The sequence below is a fragment of the Thauera carbonicopians genome, assembly GCF_025699485.1.
Classification (GTDB): domain Bacteria; phylum Pseudomonadota; class Gammaproteobacteria; order Burkholderiales; family Rhodocyclaceae; genus Thauera.
Map to the genome: position 1 here is coordinate 287393 of NZ_JANUXN010000001.1, position 17556 is coordinate 304948.

The window sequence follows — 17556 nt, forward strand, 5'->3', positions numbered from 1 at the left end:
AAACCCCGACGCGGAAACGTCGGGGTTTCGAGAACAACGGGTTCCTGGCTGGGCCCGCAACCAACTACTACGGAGCAGTTATGTCGCACGACCACCATACGAACCATGACGCAGTCGGTCAAGTCCGGCGCGGCGGCTGGCGCCCCAGGGGTGCTGGTGAACGACCTGTCGAACAGGTCGCGTCCAACGTCGTGGACATGACGGGAACGCCGTTGCCGGCGTCGTTTAGCCAGCACGATCTCATGCAGGCCATGGCGATGGCCTTGGAAGCCACGGAAAAGGCACGCCTGAAACGCGAACGCGCCGAAGCACGCAAGGCCGAGAGGCTGGCTGGAATACCGGCGTCCGCACAAGCCGCAGCCACCGCCACAGGACGCAAGCCTGGCTCACCCAGCCTGCCCGCGTTGTTCATTGACGCCGCCAAGGCCGGGAAGTTCGGCGAATGCGCAGCCGAAGTGAAGGAAGACACCATGCTGGTGCGCCGCTGGAACAACTCGTTCTGGGAACTGATGTTTGACACGGCGGGCGTGTCGGAAGCCGTCGATTGGTTGAAGAGCGAGTTCCCCGACGCCCTGGGCATGGGCAAGGCCAAGGACTGCTGGGGCACGCTGTCCCATCACCTGTACAAGCACAAGCCGTTCGTTGAACCCGAACGCGAAGACGACGACCCGGTGGTGTTTCCGCTCGAAGATGGATACATCCATATCACCGCCGAGAATGCGCAGATGAAGGCTCCAGACAAGACCCTGAACCTCACCTTCCAGGTCAAGGCCAAGAGTGGCGTGGCGGTGGGCGAGACGTTCACGCCCCAGGCCGTGCCCGAAGACAGCCGCTTTGGTCGGTATCTGGCCAGTTCCTTGCCCGATCCCGAACTGCGCAACCTGGTCCAGGAGCAGTGCGCCATGTCGTTCCTGCCCAACTCGCACCAGACGGTCGCCTGGTGGGTGGGCGAGGGTGGCGCTGGTAAGGGTACGCTCTCCAAGTTGATCGAAGCCTTCCACCACAAGGTGGCCACGCTCGATCTGCATAAGTTGTCCGAACCTCACCACCTGGAAGCCTTGGTGGGTGCCAGCGTGATCCGCGTCGACGAGGTTGCACAGAAGGGGGTCTGGGGCGAGAAGGAGTTCAAGTCGATCGTGTCGGGCGACGTGTTCATGATCAATCCCAAGCACAAGAAGAACTACACCCACCGCACCACTGCGTACTGGATCATCACCACGAACCAGCCGCCGCTCATTCGAGACGAAAGCGACGGCACGCGCCGCCGCATTATTCCGGTTCCGTGGCTGTCGTCGGCCCGCTTGCGTGGTTCCAGCGAGCAGAACCTGGATCGCAAGATCCTCAAACACGAAGCCCACCTGGTGCTGGGCTGGATCGTCGAAGGCCTGCAGCGCTACCTGCGCCGCGGTGGACCCGTGGCCACCAAGGACCTGCCGGCACCGGTCAAGGAATTGATGACCAAGATCCACCGCCAGAACGACAACGTCGAACAATGGTTCGAGGAATGTGAAGTGGTGCCTGCGGACGCCAAGTACGGGTTCGTCCACACCAAGAAGGAGATCTACGACGACTACGTGCGGTTCACCCAGCAGGACGGCGGCAACGTCCTGCTAGAGGCAAGCTTCTGGATCCGCTTCTGGCGTCGCCCAGGACTCAAGGCTAACGGTGTGATGGAAGGTAAGGGCACGGGACGCGACGAGGTGGGCCACAAGATCCGGATCAAGCAGATCCATAACTTGGCCCTCACGCCGCAGGAAATCGCACAGGTCAAGAAGGACGCCCTTGTCGACGAAGTAGTCCAACAGGGCCGGGTGCGCGTCGAGCAACAGACGGTGAGCGACGATCCGTTTGCTGACCAGGTGAAGACCAGGCAGGTGGACGTGCGGGTGCCCGAGTTCGAGGTGTGGGAGGTCAAGGAGTTGGAGCGCCTGGATCGACTGGCCACCATGACCCATTGATCCATGCCATACTCCAGACACACACTTGCTGGAAACGACAAATGGCCACGTCTGTTGTCGACACCGAAACCGGGCGCAAAACCGCTCGCGTTTCCCCCGCCGTCGCCCGGAAAATCGAACAGGTCTCCGACGCCCACCGGGCCTTGGACGAACGCAAGCCGCCTCGGGCCTGGACCAAGCCCATGGAGCGCGAACGGGTGGACCATGAAGTCCTGGGCCTGATCCAGCACTACGAACAGATCGCGCCCTACCTGTCGGCGCCCACGTTGAAGCTATCTGCCCTAGTTTGCGGTGGATATAAAGCCGACATGAGGTCCTGGCTGCAAATAAAAGGGCCGCCCAACGGACGGCCCCTCTTGCTTTGGGGGTGGTTCGGGCGAAGGTTATGAGGGCTCGGTTTCTTCCAGAAAATACTTGATCCAGCCCCTTACGGTTTGAAGGCGGCGTGGTTGCGTGCTGGCCCCAACCCCCCATCGTTTGAACATGCCTTCTACCAGATCCAGCTTGTGGAGGGTGTTGTAGAACAGAGGCTCACGAAAAATCACACGTGCCATCGCTTCAATCCGTTCTGCGTGTGTCATTCGGTTTACATCCACGCCAAACTCGGTCAATGAAATTGACCAGCCCTCACCATCGGAGCGGCGCCCATCTTCCTTGGAGACCAGACCAATCCAGCGTAGAGCGTTGGCGTAGTAATCAATCTGGCGCGGATCTAGGTCGAACTCCCCCAACAACTCATCTTTGGTCATGGTGGCGCCATCTTGTTTGGCCACCGTTGAAAACATGGCCAAGACTCTTGGGAAGCAGTCAGCCTGGGGGAATGGGGGTGGGTCTTTCAGGGGTGGTGCTGATTTGACTGGATCGACTTGAACTGAGCGGATATCAAAAGACGCGCTGTCAACGAATGTGTAATGCTTTTCATTGGCATGGTCAGGCAACCACAACCCTGGCGCGGAGACGACCGGAATGAAGCGAATGAGCGGTTCTTCGTAGAAACAGATAAAGGACTTTACGGCCTTGGTGTTGGTCTTCTTGGTCTCCCAGGCTAAGTGCGGGTAGGCAACCTGCCGTACACTGAGATTGCTGCGGAAACCAATCTTTGCCTCTACCAGATTGATACTACTGGCACCCTCATAACCTCCATCTACTTCGATCTGTACGCCATCAATAGGGAGATCGACGCCATTCAGGCCGAATGGAAACTTCGGGCTGTGAACGCGACCACGTATCGTCAAATGAACATCCTCGCCGAACACGTCGGCCAAGGCACCTGACGCCAACATGGCGTCGAGCATGACGGCTTCGTGCCGCAAATGCAGTGGATCGATGGTGGTAACGGTTTTGGGTAAATATAGGCGGGTTGCCTTGACGGCTGGGCGACTATTCAATGTCAAGAATGGGTCAAACCTGCCTATGCGATAGAGGCCATTTTTGATTGCCAGGATGGACAAGCCGTTTGAGCGCATGATGTTCGGGCGCTGTTCGTCGAAATCCATCTTGGTCATCAAGCGCGGCTCTTCCTTGCCGAACTTTTTGATATCGGTCGCAGAAATATCGTAGTAGTTGTTGCCCTGTCTATTGAGCGTTTGAAGTATGGGCAGTTGCTGGAAGATAGTATTCCAGGCCGTGTCCACCTTGGTTGTCTTGGACGGTTTGGTGGTGCCGCCTGTTGGGGCGGCACCATTACCATTCTTGGGACTTGATTTCTTGGCTGCCATGCGCTGATGGCTCAGTAGTTCGTAATCAGGACTTCGTTAGCCTCTTTGCCCCGGCGATCGCCCTTACAGTTGATGGCACGGGTGGCGTAGACAGTCTGAATGTTGAACTGCTTGTAGAGGCTGCGTATCAAGTCCGTGTTCGAGTTGGATTGCATGACCTTGACCCCACGCCTAGTCAGCTCGGCAACAGCGCTAGCCAGTTCTTGCTGGTCTTTGAGACCAAATCCGCTCTTGGTGTAGGAGGCAAAGTTGGCAGTCGACGACATTGGCGCATACGGCGGGTCGAGGTAGATGAAATCCCCAGCCTTGGCATTCTCCAGGACGTGCTGGTAACCAGAGTGGAGAATTTCAATATCGTTCTCAGACAGGTAACGATGGATGTTGAGCAAGTTCTCCCTGTCGACAATCTTCGGATTGTCGTAGCGGCCATAGGGCGCATTGAACTGCCCGGACTTGTTCTCCCGATACAGGCCGTTGAAGCACGTCTTGTTGAGGTAAATGAAACGGCTGGCCCGCTGAACGGGCGTCATGGTGGACAAACGCTTGGCGCGCACCGCGTAGAAGTGTTCTTCCGTGTTCTTATGGCGGCTAAGGCTGCGGATCAAGGCTTCCAGATCGTCCTTGATCACCTGATAGCAGTTAACCAACTCTGGATTGATATCAGAGATTGTTGCGTTGGCTGGTTGCTGCGAAAAGAGCAACGCGCCCCCCCCGATAAATGGCTCAAAGTAGCGGCCAGTCATGCTGTTTGGCATGGCGCTAGTGAGGATATCGAGCAGTTGGCGCTTGCCACCCACCCACTTCACGAATGGCCGAATGGCAGGAAGAGTTGTACCGGCCGGCGCAACTGTCTGGGCGGGTCGAGCATTGCCAGGAGTTGTTTGGCGCACAGCCCGCGCCGAAACTTTGTGGATGTGCTGTGAGTTGAGAAAGTCGACGCCTGGAACAAACGGAGAAACGGGTTCCAGGGTGAAGGTGTTTGGATCTGTGTATGACATGGGGGTGGAGGTTCTTTATGACCTCCACCCATACTTTCCATAAATCGAAATCGCGCAATGCGCTGGACTCGGATTTACTGCGAGCCTATACGAGAAATCAAAAACTGCTTACAGGCAACTCAATAAAATAGACTTTACAACGCATTTCAGCGTCGTCTAATGAGAGATCTTGCCTGTGATTTTTACCGGATGCATTGCATCCGTGCCTGCCCTTTCCGGGAGCGATATGCCGACTACGACATGCTGGCGACGCTATATCACATTCTAACAATCGGGCCAGAGTGCTAACGCAGTGGGTACTTGTTCGTCCACGCCACCCACAGCCAGAGGTGGCACCGTAGCCCCTCGATGGTCTTGCTTGTTGTCCATGTTTTCCGGGACAACCTGGCCAGGTCGTTTCTCATCTTCGCGTGCGTGTGGTTGATCTGGAACAGCGGGTCATACGCCGCAGGGTCTTTCTTCGGTGAGTGTTCTGCTTTGTGGTTTGCGCCCGGCAGGTGTCGACGGATCCACTTCGGGTAGGAGGCGTCGCCATCTGTTGTGATGGTGGCGCCAGGCTTCAAGTAGGACTGAAGGTTGGTCAGCAGTTTCGGGATAACCTTGTGCCGGTTGTCCGTCGTCCACCCGTTGGCTTGTCCCTTTGGCATGGTGCTCGAACGTCTCGCGATCGAGAACGCCAACACCTCGCCTGTCTTGGCTCGCAGCAGCACGGGCACGGACACTTGCGCCCAGCGGGCGTGAATGAAGGTTTCAAGTTCATCCATCATCACGTGGCTGGTACCATCGGCCAGCCACAGGTTTTCCATATGCTCCTGGTGGAGTCGTTTCGCCTCGCTGGCCAGGTACTCCACCTTGTCCTGGACGGTCTGTTGGGCGCAGCCCAGCAACACGGCCATACGGCGCATAGACACACCCGATACCGCCAGTTCCAGAATGCGAGCGTTGAGGTCTGGCCGGTGTTGTTGGCGAATGGGTTTGACCTGTGTGGCGCAGAAGTTCTTGCCACAGGCCCGGCATTGATACCGGGGGATGGGCTGGTGATTGTGCTTGGGGCGACGATAGCCGTTCTTGCGATAGAACCTGGCCGGCGGGTTGCGGTGGTTCACGCATTCCGGATTGGGACAGACCGGCCGAGGGTTGCGCATGGGCCGGAGCGTAGCCGAAATCCGGGCCAGATTTATCCCAGTTGGGATAAATAATGGCGTCTAGCGTTCAAATTACGGTGTAGATCGCAGGATGTTCCACCCTGAACTAGGGCAGATAGACGTTGAAGGCCTTGCGCCGCATGTTCCGCGCCCACCCGCACATGCGCTTGCGTGGCCAGGAATACAGCCAGGCCGAACCCAACTATCGCCTGCCCAATGGCAAGAAGTTCTACTGGGGCGGCGTGCGCCGCCTGGCCGATGGCTCGCTGCGCGAGGGTGGGGTGGGGCGCAAACCCCGGATCCTCCAAGACTACGAACAGTCCCCCGCAGGGCAGAAGCGGATCGCCAACGGTGAACCGACGTTCACGCCGATTGCGTAAGCATTCGCAGTAATCGCGTTGCGCTGGCCCGGGTTCCTCCCATGATGGTGGGAGCATAGAGGCTAGCCAATGACACCCGACCCCAACAGCACCGAAACCGAAACCCTCCTGGCCGCAGATCGCTTCTTGATCCAGCGCACCAAGACCGGGTTCCGCATGCAACTTGCCACGAACTTCATGGCAACGGGCAAGTTCTTGTCCACCATTCGGTCCTGCGAACAGTTGGTTGACGAGGCATTGGAGCGAGGGCACAAAGTGATTATCAGGGTGCCCAATGGATCTTCGAGAGTATCGTCAACGCCAAGCGCGTAGTTTCACCGCCAACCTGCGCAACGGAACCAACCCGTTGTACTGGAACTGGCAAGACCCCAACCAACCCATGCCTGATATCGGCGGCGAGCCGCGCGGTGCGTCGGGTTTCCCCTACCAGGGCGACAACGCCCTGCAGTTGCAGATGGCCGCGAAGGCCCAGGGCTTCCAGAGCCCGTACTGGTTCAACTACGACCAGGCCAAGGCGGCTGGCGCCACCGTGCGTCAAGGCGAAGTCGGCACCAAGATCCTGGACTGGATTGGTGGCAAGGACGGCAAGCCTTACGAGCAAGTCATCAAGACCGTGTTCAACGCCGACCAGATCCGGGGCTTGAACCTGCCATTGAACGCAGGCCTGTCCCCTGAACAGCAAGCCATTCGCCAGGAAGGCTTGGACGCGTTGATTGCACCGCGCAAGAAAACGCCCACGCCCCAGCAGTACAACGCACGTCTGGCCGAAGTGCTGGCCGAACAGTTCCCTGACGCCCAGGGCGAGCAGGAACAAGCCGACGTGGTGCTGCGCCGGGAGTTGGCCATGCTGACCGCCCAAGCCCGGCTGGGCTTGCCGCGCGAAGTGGATCCGTCCCTGGTCCACACCATGAAGCCCTTCATTGAGCGTCGCCCGCACTGGAAGAACGTGGATATGGCGATCGACGACGCCAACAAGGCCTTGAACACGATCGGGATCAAGCCTCTGGTGTTCGATAGGGTGCCGCGTAAGGAAGTCCAACCTGACGTGGCGCCCGCCGCCGAGCCGCGCGGCAAGGGTAAATCCAAGGTCAAGAGTCAGGAGAAGGCACAGGCGCAGGCGAAAGATCAGGACATTCCATTCTGACCTGGACTTGAAGTGGCGCGTCGCCACTTTACCTTCAGAAAAATATTGCCCCACCATTCGCAGAAATCAAAACAAGGGCTTGCCGAACATGGCAAGCCTTTTGTTTGTTCATACTCTGTTTAGGCGCGGGTTCGGTCGAGCCGGTTGCATTCGACTTACCGAGCCCTCCCATGAATACTCCCTCCCGCCAGGCCGGCTTCTCGCTGATCGAGTTGTTGCTGGTCCTTGCCATCATCGCGGCCCTTGCGGTCGCCGCCTTCATCATCTATCCCCGCGTCCAATCCGGTCGCAACGCCACCTACGAGAACCAGGTGTTGTCCTCGGCCCAGGCCGGCGTCAAGGCGTTGTTCACCACCAACAACTACGCCAACCTGTCCGCCACCGTTGCCGGTCAAGCCGAGATCTTCCCCAACGCCATGAAAATGTCGGACGGCACGATCCAGAACCAGTGGGGTGGCGTGGTGGCCGTTGGCCCCACCACCGCAGCCGGCGCAACCTCATCCGTCGTTCCCGCCCGCTACTTCTCGTTCGTCTATCCGAACGTCCCCACCGACGTGTGCATTCGCCTGGCCGGTGCGGCCGTGTCGAACTACGGCACTGTCCGCGTGGACGCGGCCAATGGTGGCGCCATCGGTTCGGGCACCGTGGTCCAAGACCTGTATTCCTCCACCCAGGTGGCCCTGGACGAAGCCGCGATCGCCACGGCCTGCCAAGGCACGGGTGGGCAAGCGTCCATCCAGTTCGTCTCGAACTGATCCCGAACTGTTCGGGGTTACGCAAAGGGCGGAATATCCGCCCTTTGTCATTTCTGACCTATCTGCCCTAGTTCAGTGTTGTTTGAACATGCGATCCAGACCGTAGATCAAGCACTCCGGGCCAGTTCTTTATCCCAACTTGAATAATTGGCCTTTTTCTCGGCTAGGCTGCGCACATGCGCAACCCCCGACCGGTCTGCCCCAATACGGCTTGCCAGCACCACCGGAACCCGCCGGCTGACTTCTATCGCAAGCACGGCACTTACCGCCCTCGGCACAACCACCAGCCCGTGCCCCGATACCAGTGCCGGGCCTGTGGCAAGACGTTCTCGGCCACCCAGACCAAGCCGATCGCCCAGCAGCACCGGCCCGCCCTCAACCGGCAGATCTTTCAGTTGGCCGTGTCCGGGGCGACCATGCGGCGCATGGCCACGCTCCTGGAATGTTCCCCACAGACCGTCCAGGCCAAGGTGGAGTATCTAGCCGCGGAGGCCAAGCGGCTTCACCAGGAGCGCATGGAAGCGCTCTGGCAGGCAGATGGCACCGGCCACGTGATGATGGACGAGTTGGAGACGTTCATTCACGCCCGTTGGGCGCAAGTCTCGGTGGCCGTGGTAGTGCGGGCCTGCACGGGGGAGGTGCTGGGATTCACCATCTCTCGCCTGTCCAGCACCATGCCCAAGGGCAAGGCCAACGGTTGGACGACAGACACCCGGGCCAGGCACGTGCCACGACTCCTGACCAGCCTGGCGCCTTACCTGAAACCAGGGGCGAGGTTCACGACCGATGGGGACGCGTCCTACGGCAAGTGGATCAGGGCCAACCTGCCCGGGATCCAGCATGTGCGCTCACACTCGCCCAAGAAAGACCCACATGCATTCGATCCGTTATTCCAGATCAACCTGATCCACGCCAAGATGAGAAACGACCTGGCCAGGCTGTCCCGGAAGACCTGGACGACCAGCAAGACGATCGAGGGGCTACGCAATCACGTCTGGCTTTGGGTGGCGTGGATCAATGGGTATCGGTTGAGGTAATAACAGCCTAGCCTTTTCTTGACCATCTCTGACAACCGATTACGTTGAGGGCTCTTTTCATGGCTCTCTCATTCCAATGTCAACCAAGAAACTACTCTTGTTAGTGTTATTGGTCGTAATCGTGGCGCCATTAGGGCTTGGCGTCGCTATCCATAGGCTGACTGCTGATGAAAGAGCAGCAAAAAAGGAGTATATGGAAAAGTTGAGAATGGAGGCGAATCGGCCGCTTACCCCAGAAGAACTGGATGCAGAGAGAGTTTCTGACATCGAGCGGGCCACCAAGGCCCGGCAAGTAGCGGAAACCAAGGCAACCAACGAAAATTTGGTTCTTGAAAATTGTAAGAAACTTGGGACCATCGCCTTTGCGGCGATGTCCGCCAAACAACAGGGATATAGCCGTTTGTGGGTTATAAACGGGCTAGTCCAGGCATATGGAACCAAAGAATTCAATCCGGCTGTGCCGCGTGTAGTCGATCTTGCCTTCACAGCCGAAAACCAGGATGCAATGCGGTTTGGCAGGAAAGTAATGGGGGACTGCCTAGTCGGCAAGTACGGGGCTAGAGAAGACATGTTCTGACCACAGGGAATCGTCAGAATTATTTTTTTGTTGTTTTTGCGTCTGGTTCGTCGTCTGACCGAGAGTTCTCTTGCTTTCTTCTTCCGACAAATATTCCAGCGAGAAGTGCTATTCCGGTAAGCCCGGCCATGAAGGCGGCAATATCCTTATCTTCCATCGCAAGATCATAGGCTCCACTCATGGCCGCTATTGCCAATCCTGCCGCCATCAACTGACCCAGCAGTCGAGTTGAAACCATGGAAATGGCGAGGATGCCTTCAATCATGCGGCCGTGCCTTCCGTTGCGTTCCGCTTCTTTCAGTAATCTATGTGTAGCGCCCGGGCAAAAGAACTCCAATTCGCGCAGCGTTTCTGGTGCCGGAAAGAATGATCTATGGATATTTTGTTGCACGATAAGTGCGGCAACACGTGGTTCATTCAGAACACCAGGTATCAACTCTGGTTTATCTACCAGAGTTTTCGCAATTTCAAGGGCCCGCCCATTTTCTTCTTGGTGTGCCGCAGGGCCAGGCTTGATTTGCTTATGATTTCTCTTCTTGTTTCTGCGCGACATCACTACCTTGCGGTTGGGATAGACTGGCGGCTTCAACCCCAAGAGCGTCGTTTAGATCCTTGGCTACCTGCGCCCACGAATAAGCACCGATGTTGAAGCGTTGGGATTTTAGCCGCCGAATGTCGTTTCGTAGGGCGTCTTCCTGGTTGAGTCCAATAGAAAGAAACCCTTCGAGAAACGATTCCTTCGCTGTAAAAAAGTCTAGGCGGCGATTTGCTCTGACTGATTGAGAAGTGTGAATTTTCATAGGGCGAAAACTTCGGAGGGTTTTCCCATCATACAAAACGACCCTCAGAAGCCACATGCGCTTACTAGATCTGCGTGCAAATTCGACAAACTGCGTCCATGGCGTTTTGCCTTTGATGGCTTGATCTTTTCTGGTCATGGCGGATCGCATTCGGGGTGGATGGGAGGGCTGGCCTGGGGCGGGGGCGGGAGGGAAATCAACACTAAACTGGGGCAGATGGATTTCTGACCACTTGCCAGAGACGACAACGCCACTAGCCTGGTGTGACCACCCCACCTGGCAAACACATGAAGCGCTCATTTCTCATTCTTTCCCTGGGTCTTGCCGCATTCGGCGCGCAAGCCCAAACGTTCGACCCGCAGTTGGAGTCTTACTCCTGCCACGCCAATGCGGTTGCTTCTGGTTCCAGTTCAACCGCGTGCGGCCCGTTCTCGGAGGCCAGTGGGAATGGGGCGACCGCCTATGGCGATCAAGCCAGGGCAACAGGCCAGGCGTCGACCGCCACCGGCAACTATGCCGAAGCGACTGCACGACAAGCGACCGCGACGGGCGCGGAAAGTGAGGCCACTGGCGAACAGTCAACGGCCACTGGTCATTCTTCATCTGCTTCCGGTTATGGCAGCACTGCGACTGGCGCCCAGGCCAATGCCTCGGGTCATAGCGCAACGGCAACAGGTGTCGCCACCGTCGCCTCTGGCGACGTATCCACCGCCTCGGGTGCCACTGCGCAGGCAACCGGCTACGCCTCGAATGCCTATGGCAATAACGCTCGCGCCACCGCGAACGGCGCGAATGCGTATGGATCGGCAAGCGTAGCGTCAGCCACCAATGCCGTTGCGCTGGGTCAAGGCTCCAATGCCAGTCACGCCAACTCGGTTGCCATCGGCGCAGGGACGCGTACCACCCAGGCCAACGAAGTGGCCATGGGCAATCGCCGTGTCACGCAAGTCGCCAACGGCTCCATTTCTCAGGGTTCGACCGACGCCGTCAATGGTGGCCAGGTCTGGGAGATCCTCCAGAACCTGCCCAACGGCTCCAACTTCGACGAGACCTTGTGGAACGATCGCTGGGACAACATCAACAACCGCTTCGGCGAAGTCGGCAAGCGTATCGACGGCTTGGGTGCGCAGATGGGCGCCATGTCCATGATGGCTGCAGCCCCCGGTGAAGGTGGCTTGTCCGTCGGTGTCGGCTACTCGGGCAGTTCGGCGGCGGTGGCCGTGGGCTGGTCCAAGCGCTTCAACGATCGCGTGTCCATGGCCGTGGGTGCCTCCTTCGGTGGCGGCAACAAGGCGGTAGTGGGCGTCGGCTTGCGGATCGGGGGGCGCTAATGAAAGCCTTCCTGCTCGCGCTCCTGTTGCTCCTGCCATTCGCTTCCCACGCGGGTCAACTCTCATCCGACTTCCGCGGCAAGGTGGTCGACGCTTCGGGTCAGGCCGTTCCCGGTGCCGTCATGCTGGTCGAGCATGTGGAGACTGGACGGATCACGCGTCACGTCGCCAACGCCAAAGGCCGCTGGCACGCGGTCGGCAGGCGATCGGATGGCACCTATCGGGTGTCCTGCTTCGCACCTGGCGCAGACGTTCCCGCTGTCCGCTTCCAGGGGCGCGTGGCCTTGGGACAGATCCATGTCCGCAACTGCGTCCTGGGCGAGTTGAACGCGTCATCGCCGCGCTGGCTGTCCGCCTGGCAGTGGCGGCAGGCCAAGGGCGATCGTTTCGTGTTGTAAGCCTATGAGGATGGGCTTCGAGGGGAAACGGCACCTTCGGGTGCCGTTTCTTTATCTGCGCGGTCATGTTGGCCGCGCCCTTTAGGACGACGAAGTGATTTTCCTGGCAGCGCCTAGCGGCACCGGGCACTTTGCCGTGTCGCGATCCAACGCAAGCCATTCGGCTTCTCCACTCTGTTGCGACCCTTCGGGTGCGTTGCCTCGTTGTGGCCACGGCGACTTGCCCTGCGCACGCCACTTCGGCGCGACCAGGAGAAGCAACATGCGAGTCCCCAAGCCACTGACCACCGAGCAGAGCCGCTTGATCGAGCAAGCCGAAACCCTCATGCGTTCGCGCATTCGCGCCGACAGCACCCAACTCTCCGACCCTTCGGCCGCAGGCAACATGTTCCGCTACCGACTGGCCAACCACGAACGCGAAGTCTTCTCCGTGGCCTTCCTGGATACGCGCCACAAGGTCATCGCCGTGGAAGACCTCTTCGCCGGTACCCTGGACGGCGCAGAAGTCCACCCCAGGGAAATCGCCAAACGCGCCCTGACGCTGGGAGCCGCCGCGATCATCTGCGCCCACAACCATCCCTCGAACAACAACGAGCCAAGCGGCGCCGACCGGGCCGTGACCGCCCGCTTGAAGCAATCGCTGGCACTGGTCGACGTTCGTCTCCTGGACCACTTCGTCGTCACTGCCGATAGCTACACCAGCATGGCCGCGCGAGGCTGGGTCTAACCCAGTCCTTGCGAACCCCACCGCAAAAGTTTTCCGCGCGACTCGCGCAGCGGTGGGGCTTTCGTACCTTGAAGGCTGTTCCCTTCAAGACCACTCCAATGGAAGACGCAATCTCGCTGGCTGACGCCGTCGAAGCCGCCCCTCGCTTTCGCGTGATCAAGACCGAAGAAGGCTTGTGCATTGAGCCAGGCGAGAGTTCGGATCACCTGTTCGACAAGCAGTCCGCTCTGTTCTACGTCCGCCATGCGCTGGAGGATGAGAAGGAAGTGGAAATCCGGGTATGAAGTATTCGGACTTGGCCCAGGCGCAAGCGCAAGTCCTGATCGATTTGATGAAGGAGGGCAAGCCCTTCCTGCCATTCCTGAAACCCGGCGATCCTTCAACGATCAATGGCCTGCCTTACAACCCCACCACCGGAAAAGCCTACCGGGGCGGGAACCGCGTCATGCTGTGGCTTGCCGGCATGGTCAACCACTATGAGGACAATCGGTGGATGACCTACAAGCAGGCGTTGTCTGTTGGCGCCCAGGTGCGCAAAGGGGAGAAGGGTATCCCCTTGCGCAAAGTGATCTTTCCCAATGGCCAGGAAGCGGACAACGCCACGGTTGTACAGCCGCCGCACCCGAAGGGCGCGTCAGTGGAACCTTGGATGGACAAGCCCAGGACCTTCCCGTTCAGTGTATTCAACGCTGAACAGATCGACGGGTTGCCACCGCCACCCAAGCGGCCCGAGTCGACGCCGCATGAACGGCATGAAAGGTGCGAGGCCTTGGTCAAGGCCTCGGGCGCTGTTGTTATTCACGGCGCGAGCAGCCCGCACTATGCGCCCAGGGCGGACAAGATCGGTATGCCGTATCCCGAGCGCTTCCTGGAGCCTGCGGGCTACTACGCGGCGCTCACCCACGAATTGGCGCACTGGTCGGGCCATGAGAGCCGATTGAACCGCGACCTGACGGGCTCGTTCGGATCCGAGTCCTATGCCCGCGAAGAAATGATTGCCGAAACCGCCAGCCATATCATGGGTGTTGAACTGGGCATAGGACACGACCCCACCCAGCACGCGGCGTATATCCATCACTGGATGAAGATCGCCAAGGAAGATCCAAACTTCTTCTATACGGCTGCGACCGCTGCCGAGAAGGTCTGCGACTTCCTGGGCCTGGAACGCTTCACCTACGAACCGTTGCCCCAGATCTTGCCGCCTGCAGAACTCGCAGAAGGCGCCTTGGATCGTCTGCCGGTGCTGGAAACCGCCGTGGCCGTAATCGCCAAGGCCGCGTTGGTACCGCTGGGGATTGCGATGTAGAGCGGAATGGCAAGGACATGGCGGACTTGCCAGGAACGACAATGGCCCAAGAATGGTTAGGTATCCATCCACCTACCAGGTCCGCCATGTCCACTCCCTCCCATCGCCTTCCCCTCCTTGCCGCAGGCGCCACGTTCGTTGCGTTGCTGCTCATCGCCTTTTCGTCCAGCGCCAGTGAAACGCCCAGTCGACAAGAGATCTATCGTCTGGCCGGCGAGCCGGAAGCGCGCGTTGAGAATGGCGTTTGCCATATCCGCGGTGCGTTCTGGCGAAACGGTTACGGTCCCGTCTCTGATCGCGCTATCTCGATCGATACGTTGGACGGCAAGCAACTTGCAGTCGTGCGTACCGATAAGCGAGGCGTGTATGAAACGTCGGTTGCGTTGCCCGAAGGCAAAGGTCAAGTGCTGATTGAAGGCGACGTATTCGAGACCGGTATTAGTGCAGGGATCCGTCGTTCTATCGAAATCAAACGCAATGGCGGTTCGACCCGGAAAGCGAATGTGGAACATCCGAAAATCGCGTGCGTGAAGCCTGTTGTTTCGATCGGTGAACTCACGTCGTTGCTGAAAGCGCCGATGGAAATGCCACGTTGAAACCCGTTGCAATGATATTTCTGTTGCTCGTTCCAACGATACCTTCCCTGGGATTTTCTGCGTTGCTGGTCTGGTTGCATATGCGCATGAAGCGCGATCCTCATTGGCGAACACGGGGCCTGGCATAGCCAACGCGCCCGTCGTCTAACGATCGATCACGGATCGACCCCTGCGGGGCTTCGGTCCCTGGCCCAGGATCAAACGGCTTCGCCGTGTGCCAACCGCCGTCGCTCTTTCTGTCAATGGTCGCTCTAGCGGCCCGTGTCCTCGTACCTGCGGGCCGCGCCAGCCGCTAGTGCTTCCTCCATTGACAGCGCGCCGCCTGCCGGCTGTTGGTCTCCATTCCGAGACATTCGCGGGGCTTGTCCCGGACTGGAACCAGCAATGAAAGAGAAGGCAACATGGTGGTGTACGACGTGCGGCAGCCGGGATATCCGGCATGACGCCATCGTGCAGTTCGATCCGGAGAGTGGGGAGTTCGACGTTCTGTCCGTTCTGGATGGAGTGTGGTGCGAAGCGTGCGAGGAACACCGAGCCGGGCAGGGCGATCCTGCTTTCAGCATTCCCCCGGCCTTCACTGTGGTGGTGGCGATCAATGAAGGCCCCAGCCTAGGGGCAGTCCTGCTGCAGCGTCCATTGGCCGACGACGACTCACTGGACTTGCGGGCCGTGGCCGACGAAGTCGCCCGGTCCCGAGGGCAGGCCATCGACGAGCAAGACGGCGAGGTTCCCGACTGTGCGGGGGATATCCGGGTGGAGTTCCGCCACGACCCCGACAACACGGTGTCGATCTTCTCGGGCCGCTCCTACTACTTCGCGAGGGCCGCATGATCAACGGTCCGCTTGATCTGGCTTTCATGGCCATTGGCGTTGACGCCGCGTTCCGCGACCCCACGACCGGGAACTACGACGGCGGGGAGTTGGAACTGGTGGCAGAAGTGCTGGCCTTCCAGCCGTTGCTGGACGCCCACTATCAAGCCTATTTCGTGCCCGAGGGTTTCCCCGGTTGCTGGGCTTACGAAGTAGCGGAGTCGTTCGGCGACTGGTGCGCCCGCCAGTTGATGGCAGGCCACACCGTTGACCAGAAGTCGATCAACGCATGGCTGGACGAGAACGCCCCGGGTGTTGAAACACGATCTTCGGAACTGAAGGGGAAGGCGGCATGAGTTGGCAACAAGCCCTGCAGGCGTATGACGCCCACCTGGCCGAGGACGGGCGCATTGTCCGACGCGGCACGACGTTCGGCGTGCGGATCGTCGAGAAGAAAAACCGGCTCCGCATTGAAGCCGTTTCCGGGTCGCTGCTGGCCAGCGACCCCATCACCGAGCGAACCGTTGAGCGGTTCGTCGAGACTTTTTGGTTCTGGAGCAAACAGTAATGGCCACCTATCAGTTCAACGTCCGGATCAACAAGATCGTGCCCCACACGGCCACGCTCACCGTTGAAGCCGACAACATTGCCGACGCCATCGAGCAGGTCAGGCACAGCGATTGCGCGGGCGCCTTGTGGTCCCCGGAAGGCAATGGCTACTGGGGCGACGACCTGGTGGTGGACACCATGAAGAGGACGGCCAGCCCCGCACTGGACTTCAACGTCCAGGGCGAGCCCGTCGATGAACTGTCGCTTGCGTGGTTCAGGCGTCAGGAAGCCAAGCGGGTGGCCGCATGAAGCACCGGAAAGGCCCGATTGCGCCCGGCTACGTCCGGCGCATTTCTCCCACGGCTTGCTCCGTCATGCCGTTCACCGGGTCAACGGTGGACGACATGAGCCAGTTGCGCCTGCTGGCACAGCAGTACGCCAAGCAGGTGCCGTTTGGTCTGGATTGGCCGGTCAACTTCTGGGCCGACAAGATCGGCTGGGAAACCGAAGACCAAGCCGCACGCGTGTGGCTCAACCACTACTTCCAGTCCCACAACCCACAGAGCAACACAAGGCACTGACATGAACACCCAAACCTTCCATGGCCCTGACGGTTGGACTGTCGTGGCTGACCGCCGCCAAGTGTTTCCGGACGATCCAGGGCAGGGCACGCCCTTGATGGTCTACGCCCCCGGTGCCCGTGCTAGCGGCACTCTCCACCGTGTCCTGGACACCGCAGAAACCGACACCAACACCGGACAGATCGAACCCGTTACGGGCCGCGTCATGGCGTGGCTGGAACAGATCGAAGATCAAGCCAACGAGTGGATATTCCAATGAGCGACGACGACAACGTGATCAACCTGCAGCGCAAACGGATGGAAGCCTTCTGGGGCGAGCCGATTTCGGTCTACACCCGGGCCCAAGCCCTGGACGATGGAACGCTGTGCGACCTGACCCCTATCGCCCCGCGCTACGGGTTCAAGATCCCCATGGCCTGCACCAGCGGGGTGTGGCACGCCCTGGAATGGAACGAGCAGGACGAGGCCCGAAAGGACAACGCCACGGGCCAGTCCACCGAAGGCCGGCTGCACGACGTTCTGTCGTTGGCTGGGTTGGCCGCGCGGGAAGCGGCGCAGAAGGAGCCGACCAGCACCGTCTACTTCGACGTGCTGATGGTGCCAAGGTCCGGCAGCGTATCGGTGGCGCTCAACCAGCAGTTCATTCTGGTGGTGGGGCCGGGCGACCAGGGTGAGCCCGTCTTGACCCTGATGTTGCCGGGGGAGGACTGATCAAGGATGAACCGAACGAAGCCGCCGCAAGGCGG

At 59.3% G+C, this 17556-nt stretch carries 25 protein-coding genes; 20 read left to right on the forward strand and 5 right to left on the reverse strand.

Annotated features, from left to right (window positions below; all coding sequences use genetic code 11):
* Positions 1-80: 80 nt before the first annotated feature.
* Together NX068_RS01375 and NX068_RS01380 are read left to right on the forward strand one after the other, a co-directional pair.
* Complete coding sequence (locus tag NX068_RS01375; RefSeq protein WP_263459496.1) at positions 81-1958, forward strand: DUF5906 domain-containing protein; 1878 nt, start codon at positions 81-83, stop codon at positions 1956-1958.
* Between the two features lie 41 nt (positions 1959-1999).
* Positions 2000-2347: a hypothetical protein gene (locus NX068_RS01380; protein ID WP_263459497.1), complete on the forward strand. Its 348-nt coding sequence runs from the start codon at positions 2000-2002 to the stop codon at positions 2345-2347.
* On the opposite strand, the gene NX068_RS01385 is transcribed toward NX068_RS01380, so the two are convergent.
* The 3 genes from NX068_RS01385 to NX068_RS01395 all read right to left on the reverse strand — a co-directional run bounded on the left by NX068_RS01385 (position 2342) and on the right by NX068_RS01395 (position 5780).
* Entirely contained in the window at positions 2342-3676 is a 1335-nt protein-coding gene (locus NX068_RS01385) for a type II restriction enzyme (RefSeq protein WP_263459498.1), read from the reverse strand. The genes NX068_RS01380 and NX068_RS01385 overlap by 6 nt on opposite strands.
* 11 nt (positions 3677-3687) lie before the next feature.
* Positions 3688-4674, reverse strand: coding sequence for a DNA adenine methylase (locus tag NX068_RS01390; RefSeq protein ID WP_263459499.1), 987 nt, complete (start codon positions 4672-4674; stop codon positions 3688-3690).
* A gap of 284 nt (positions 4675-4958) precedes the next feature.
* Entirely contained in the window at positions 4959-5780 is an 822-nt protein-coding gene (locus NX068_RS01395) for a hypothetical protein (protein WP_263459500.1), read from the reverse strand.
* 179 nt (positions 5781-5959) lie between these two features.
* Here NX068_RS01395 and NX068_RS01400 point away from each other — a divergent pair, with 179 nt between their 5' ends.
* The 5 genes from NX068_RS01400 (at position 5960) to NX068_RS01420 (ending at position 9712) form a co-directional block, all read left to right on the forward strand.
* A complete protein-coding gene (locus tag NX068_RS01400; protein WP_263459501.1) occupies positions 5960-6199 on the forward strand; it encodes a hypothetical protein in 240 nt (79 codons plus the stop codon).
* Between the two features lie 274 nt (positions 6200-6473).
* Positions 6474-7343, forward strand: a complete 870-nt coding sequence (locus NX068_RS01405; protein ID WP_263459502.1) for an ArdC-like ssDNA-binding domain-containing protein — start codon at positions 6474-6476, stop codon at positions 7341-7343.
* 170 nt (positions 7344-7513) lie between these two features.
* Positions 7514-8098 (forward strand): type 4 pilus major pilin, encoded by a 585-nt coding sequence (locus NX068_RS01410; RefSeq protein WP_263459503.1) that lies wholly within the window; start codon positions 7514-7516, stop codon positions 8096-8098.
* Between the two features lie 176 nt (positions 8099-8274).
* A complete protein-coding gene (locus NX068_RS01415; protein ID WP_263459504.1) occupies positions 8275-9135 on the forward strand; it encodes a hypothetical protein in 861 nt (286 codons plus the stop codon).
* Positions 9136-9211: 76 nt separating this feature from the next.
* Positions 9212-9712: a hypothetical protein gene (locus NX068_RS01420; protein WP_263459505.1), complete on the forward strand. Its 501-nt coding sequence runs from the start codon at positions 9212-9214 to the stop codon at positions 9710-9712.
* A gap of 19 nt (positions 9713-9731) precedes the next feature.
* Here NX068_RS01420 and NX068_RS01425 read toward each other — a convergent pair whose 3' ends face one another.
* Together NX068_RS01425 and NX068_RS01430 are read right to left on the reverse strand one after the other, a co-directional pair.
* Positions 9732-10265 (reverse strand): hypothetical protein, encoded by a 534-nt coding sequence (locus NX068_RS01425; protein WP_263459506.1) that lies wholly within the window; start codon positions 10263-10265, stop codon positions 9732-9734.
* Complete coding sequence (locus NX068_RS01430) at positions 10234-10650, reverse strand: hypothetical protein (RefSeq protein WP_263459507.1); 417 nt, start codon at positions 10648-10650, stop codon at positions 10234-10236. Before NX068_RS01430 ends, NX068_RS01425 begins: the two co-directional genes overlap by 32 nt.
* Before the next feature lie 149 nt (positions 10651-10799).
* On the opposite strand from NX068_RS01430, the gene NX068_RS01435 reads away from it, so the two are divergent.
* The 13 genes from NX068_RS01435 (at position 10800) to NX068_RS01495 (ending at position 17521) form a co-directional block, all read left to right on the forward strand.
* Complete coding sequence (locus NX068_RS01435; protein WP_263459508.1) at positions 10800-11843, forward strand: YadA-like family protein; 1044 nt, start codon at positions 10800-10802, stop codon at positions 11841-11843.
* The gene (locus NX068_RS01440) at positions 11843-12241 is read left to right on the forward strand and encodes a carboxypeptidase-like regulatory domain-containing protein (protein WP_263459509.1); all 399 of its coding nucleotides are present in this window, start codon (positions 11843-11845) and stop codon (positions 12239-12241) included. Before NX068_RS01435 ends, NX068_RS01440 begins: the two co-directional genes overlap by 1 nt.
* Before the next feature lie 262 nt (positions 12242-12503).
* The gene (locus NX068_RS01445) at positions 12504-12968 is read left to right on the forward strand and encodes a JAB domain-containing protein (RefSeq protein WP_263459510.1); all 465 of its coding nucleotides are present in this window, start codon (positions 12504-12506) and stop codon (positions 12966-12968) included.
* Positions 12969-13066: 98 nt separating this feature from the next.
* Positions 13067-13252: a hypothetical protein gene (locus NX068_RS01450; protein ID WP_263459511.1), complete on the forward strand. Its 186-nt coding sequence runs from the start codon at positions 13067-13069 to the stop codon at positions 13250-13252.
* Entirely contained in the window at positions 13249-14274 is a 1026-nt protein-coding gene (locus tag NX068_RS01455) for an ArdC family protein (RefSeq protein ID WP_263459512.1), read from the forward strand. Before NX068_RS01450 ends, NX068_RS01455 begins: the two co-directional genes overlap by 4 nt.
* Positions 14275-14360: 86 nt before the next feature.
* Positions 14361-14870 (forward strand): hypothetical protein, encoded by a 510-nt coding sequence (locus tag NX068_RS01460; RefSeq protein ID WP_263459513.1) that lies wholly within the window; start codon positions 14361-14363, stop codon positions 14868-14870.
* Between the two features lie 384 nt (positions 14871-15254).
* Complete coding sequence (locus NX068_RS01465) at positions 15255-15701, forward strand: hypothetical protein (RefSeq protein ID WP_263459514.1); 447 nt, start codon at positions 15255-15257, stop codon at positions 15699-15701.
* Complete coding sequence (locus NX068_RS01470) at positions 15698-16036, forward strand: phage terminase small subunit (RefSeq protein WP_263459515.1); 339 nt, start codon at positions 15698-15700, stop codon at positions 16034-16036. The genes NX068_RS01465 and NX068_RS01470 overlap by 4 nt, the downstream gene beginning before the upstream one ends.
* On the forward strand, positions 16033-16248 hold the full coding sequence (locus NX068_RS01475) for a hypothetical protein (RefSeq protein WP_263459516.1): 216 nt from the start codon (positions 16033-16035) through the stop codon (positions 16246-16248). The genes NX068_RS01470 and NX068_RS01475 overlap by 4 nt, the downstream gene beginning before the upstream one ends.
* The gene (locus tag NX068_RS01480) at positions 16248-16538 is read left to right on the forward strand and encodes a hypothetical protein (protein WP_263459517.1); all 291 of its coding nucleotides are present in this window, start codon (positions 16248-16250) and stop codon (positions 16536-16538) included. The genes NX068_RS01475 and NX068_RS01480 overlap by 1 nt, the downstream gene beginning before the upstream one ends.
* A 65-nt stretch (positions 16539-16603) precedes the next feature.
* Entirely contained in the window at positions 16604-16810 is a 207-nt protein-coding gene (locus NX068_RS01485; protein WP_263459518.1) for a hypothetical protein, read from the forward strand.
* A 1-nt stretch (position 16811) separates the two neighbouring features.
* Positions 16812-17069, forward strand: coding sequence for a hypothetical protein (locus NX068_RS01490; RefSeq protein ID WP_263459519.1), 258 nt, complete (start codon positions 16812-16814; stop codon positions 17067-17069).
* Complete coding sequence (locus NX068_RS01495) at positions 17066-17521, forward strand: DUF6573 family protein (RefSeq protein WP_263459520.1); 456 nt, start codon at positions 17066-17068, stop codon at positions 17519-17521. Before NX068_RS01490 ends, NX068_RS01495 begins: the two co-directional genes overlap by 4 nt.
* Positions 17522-17556 lie beyond the last annotated feature (35 nt).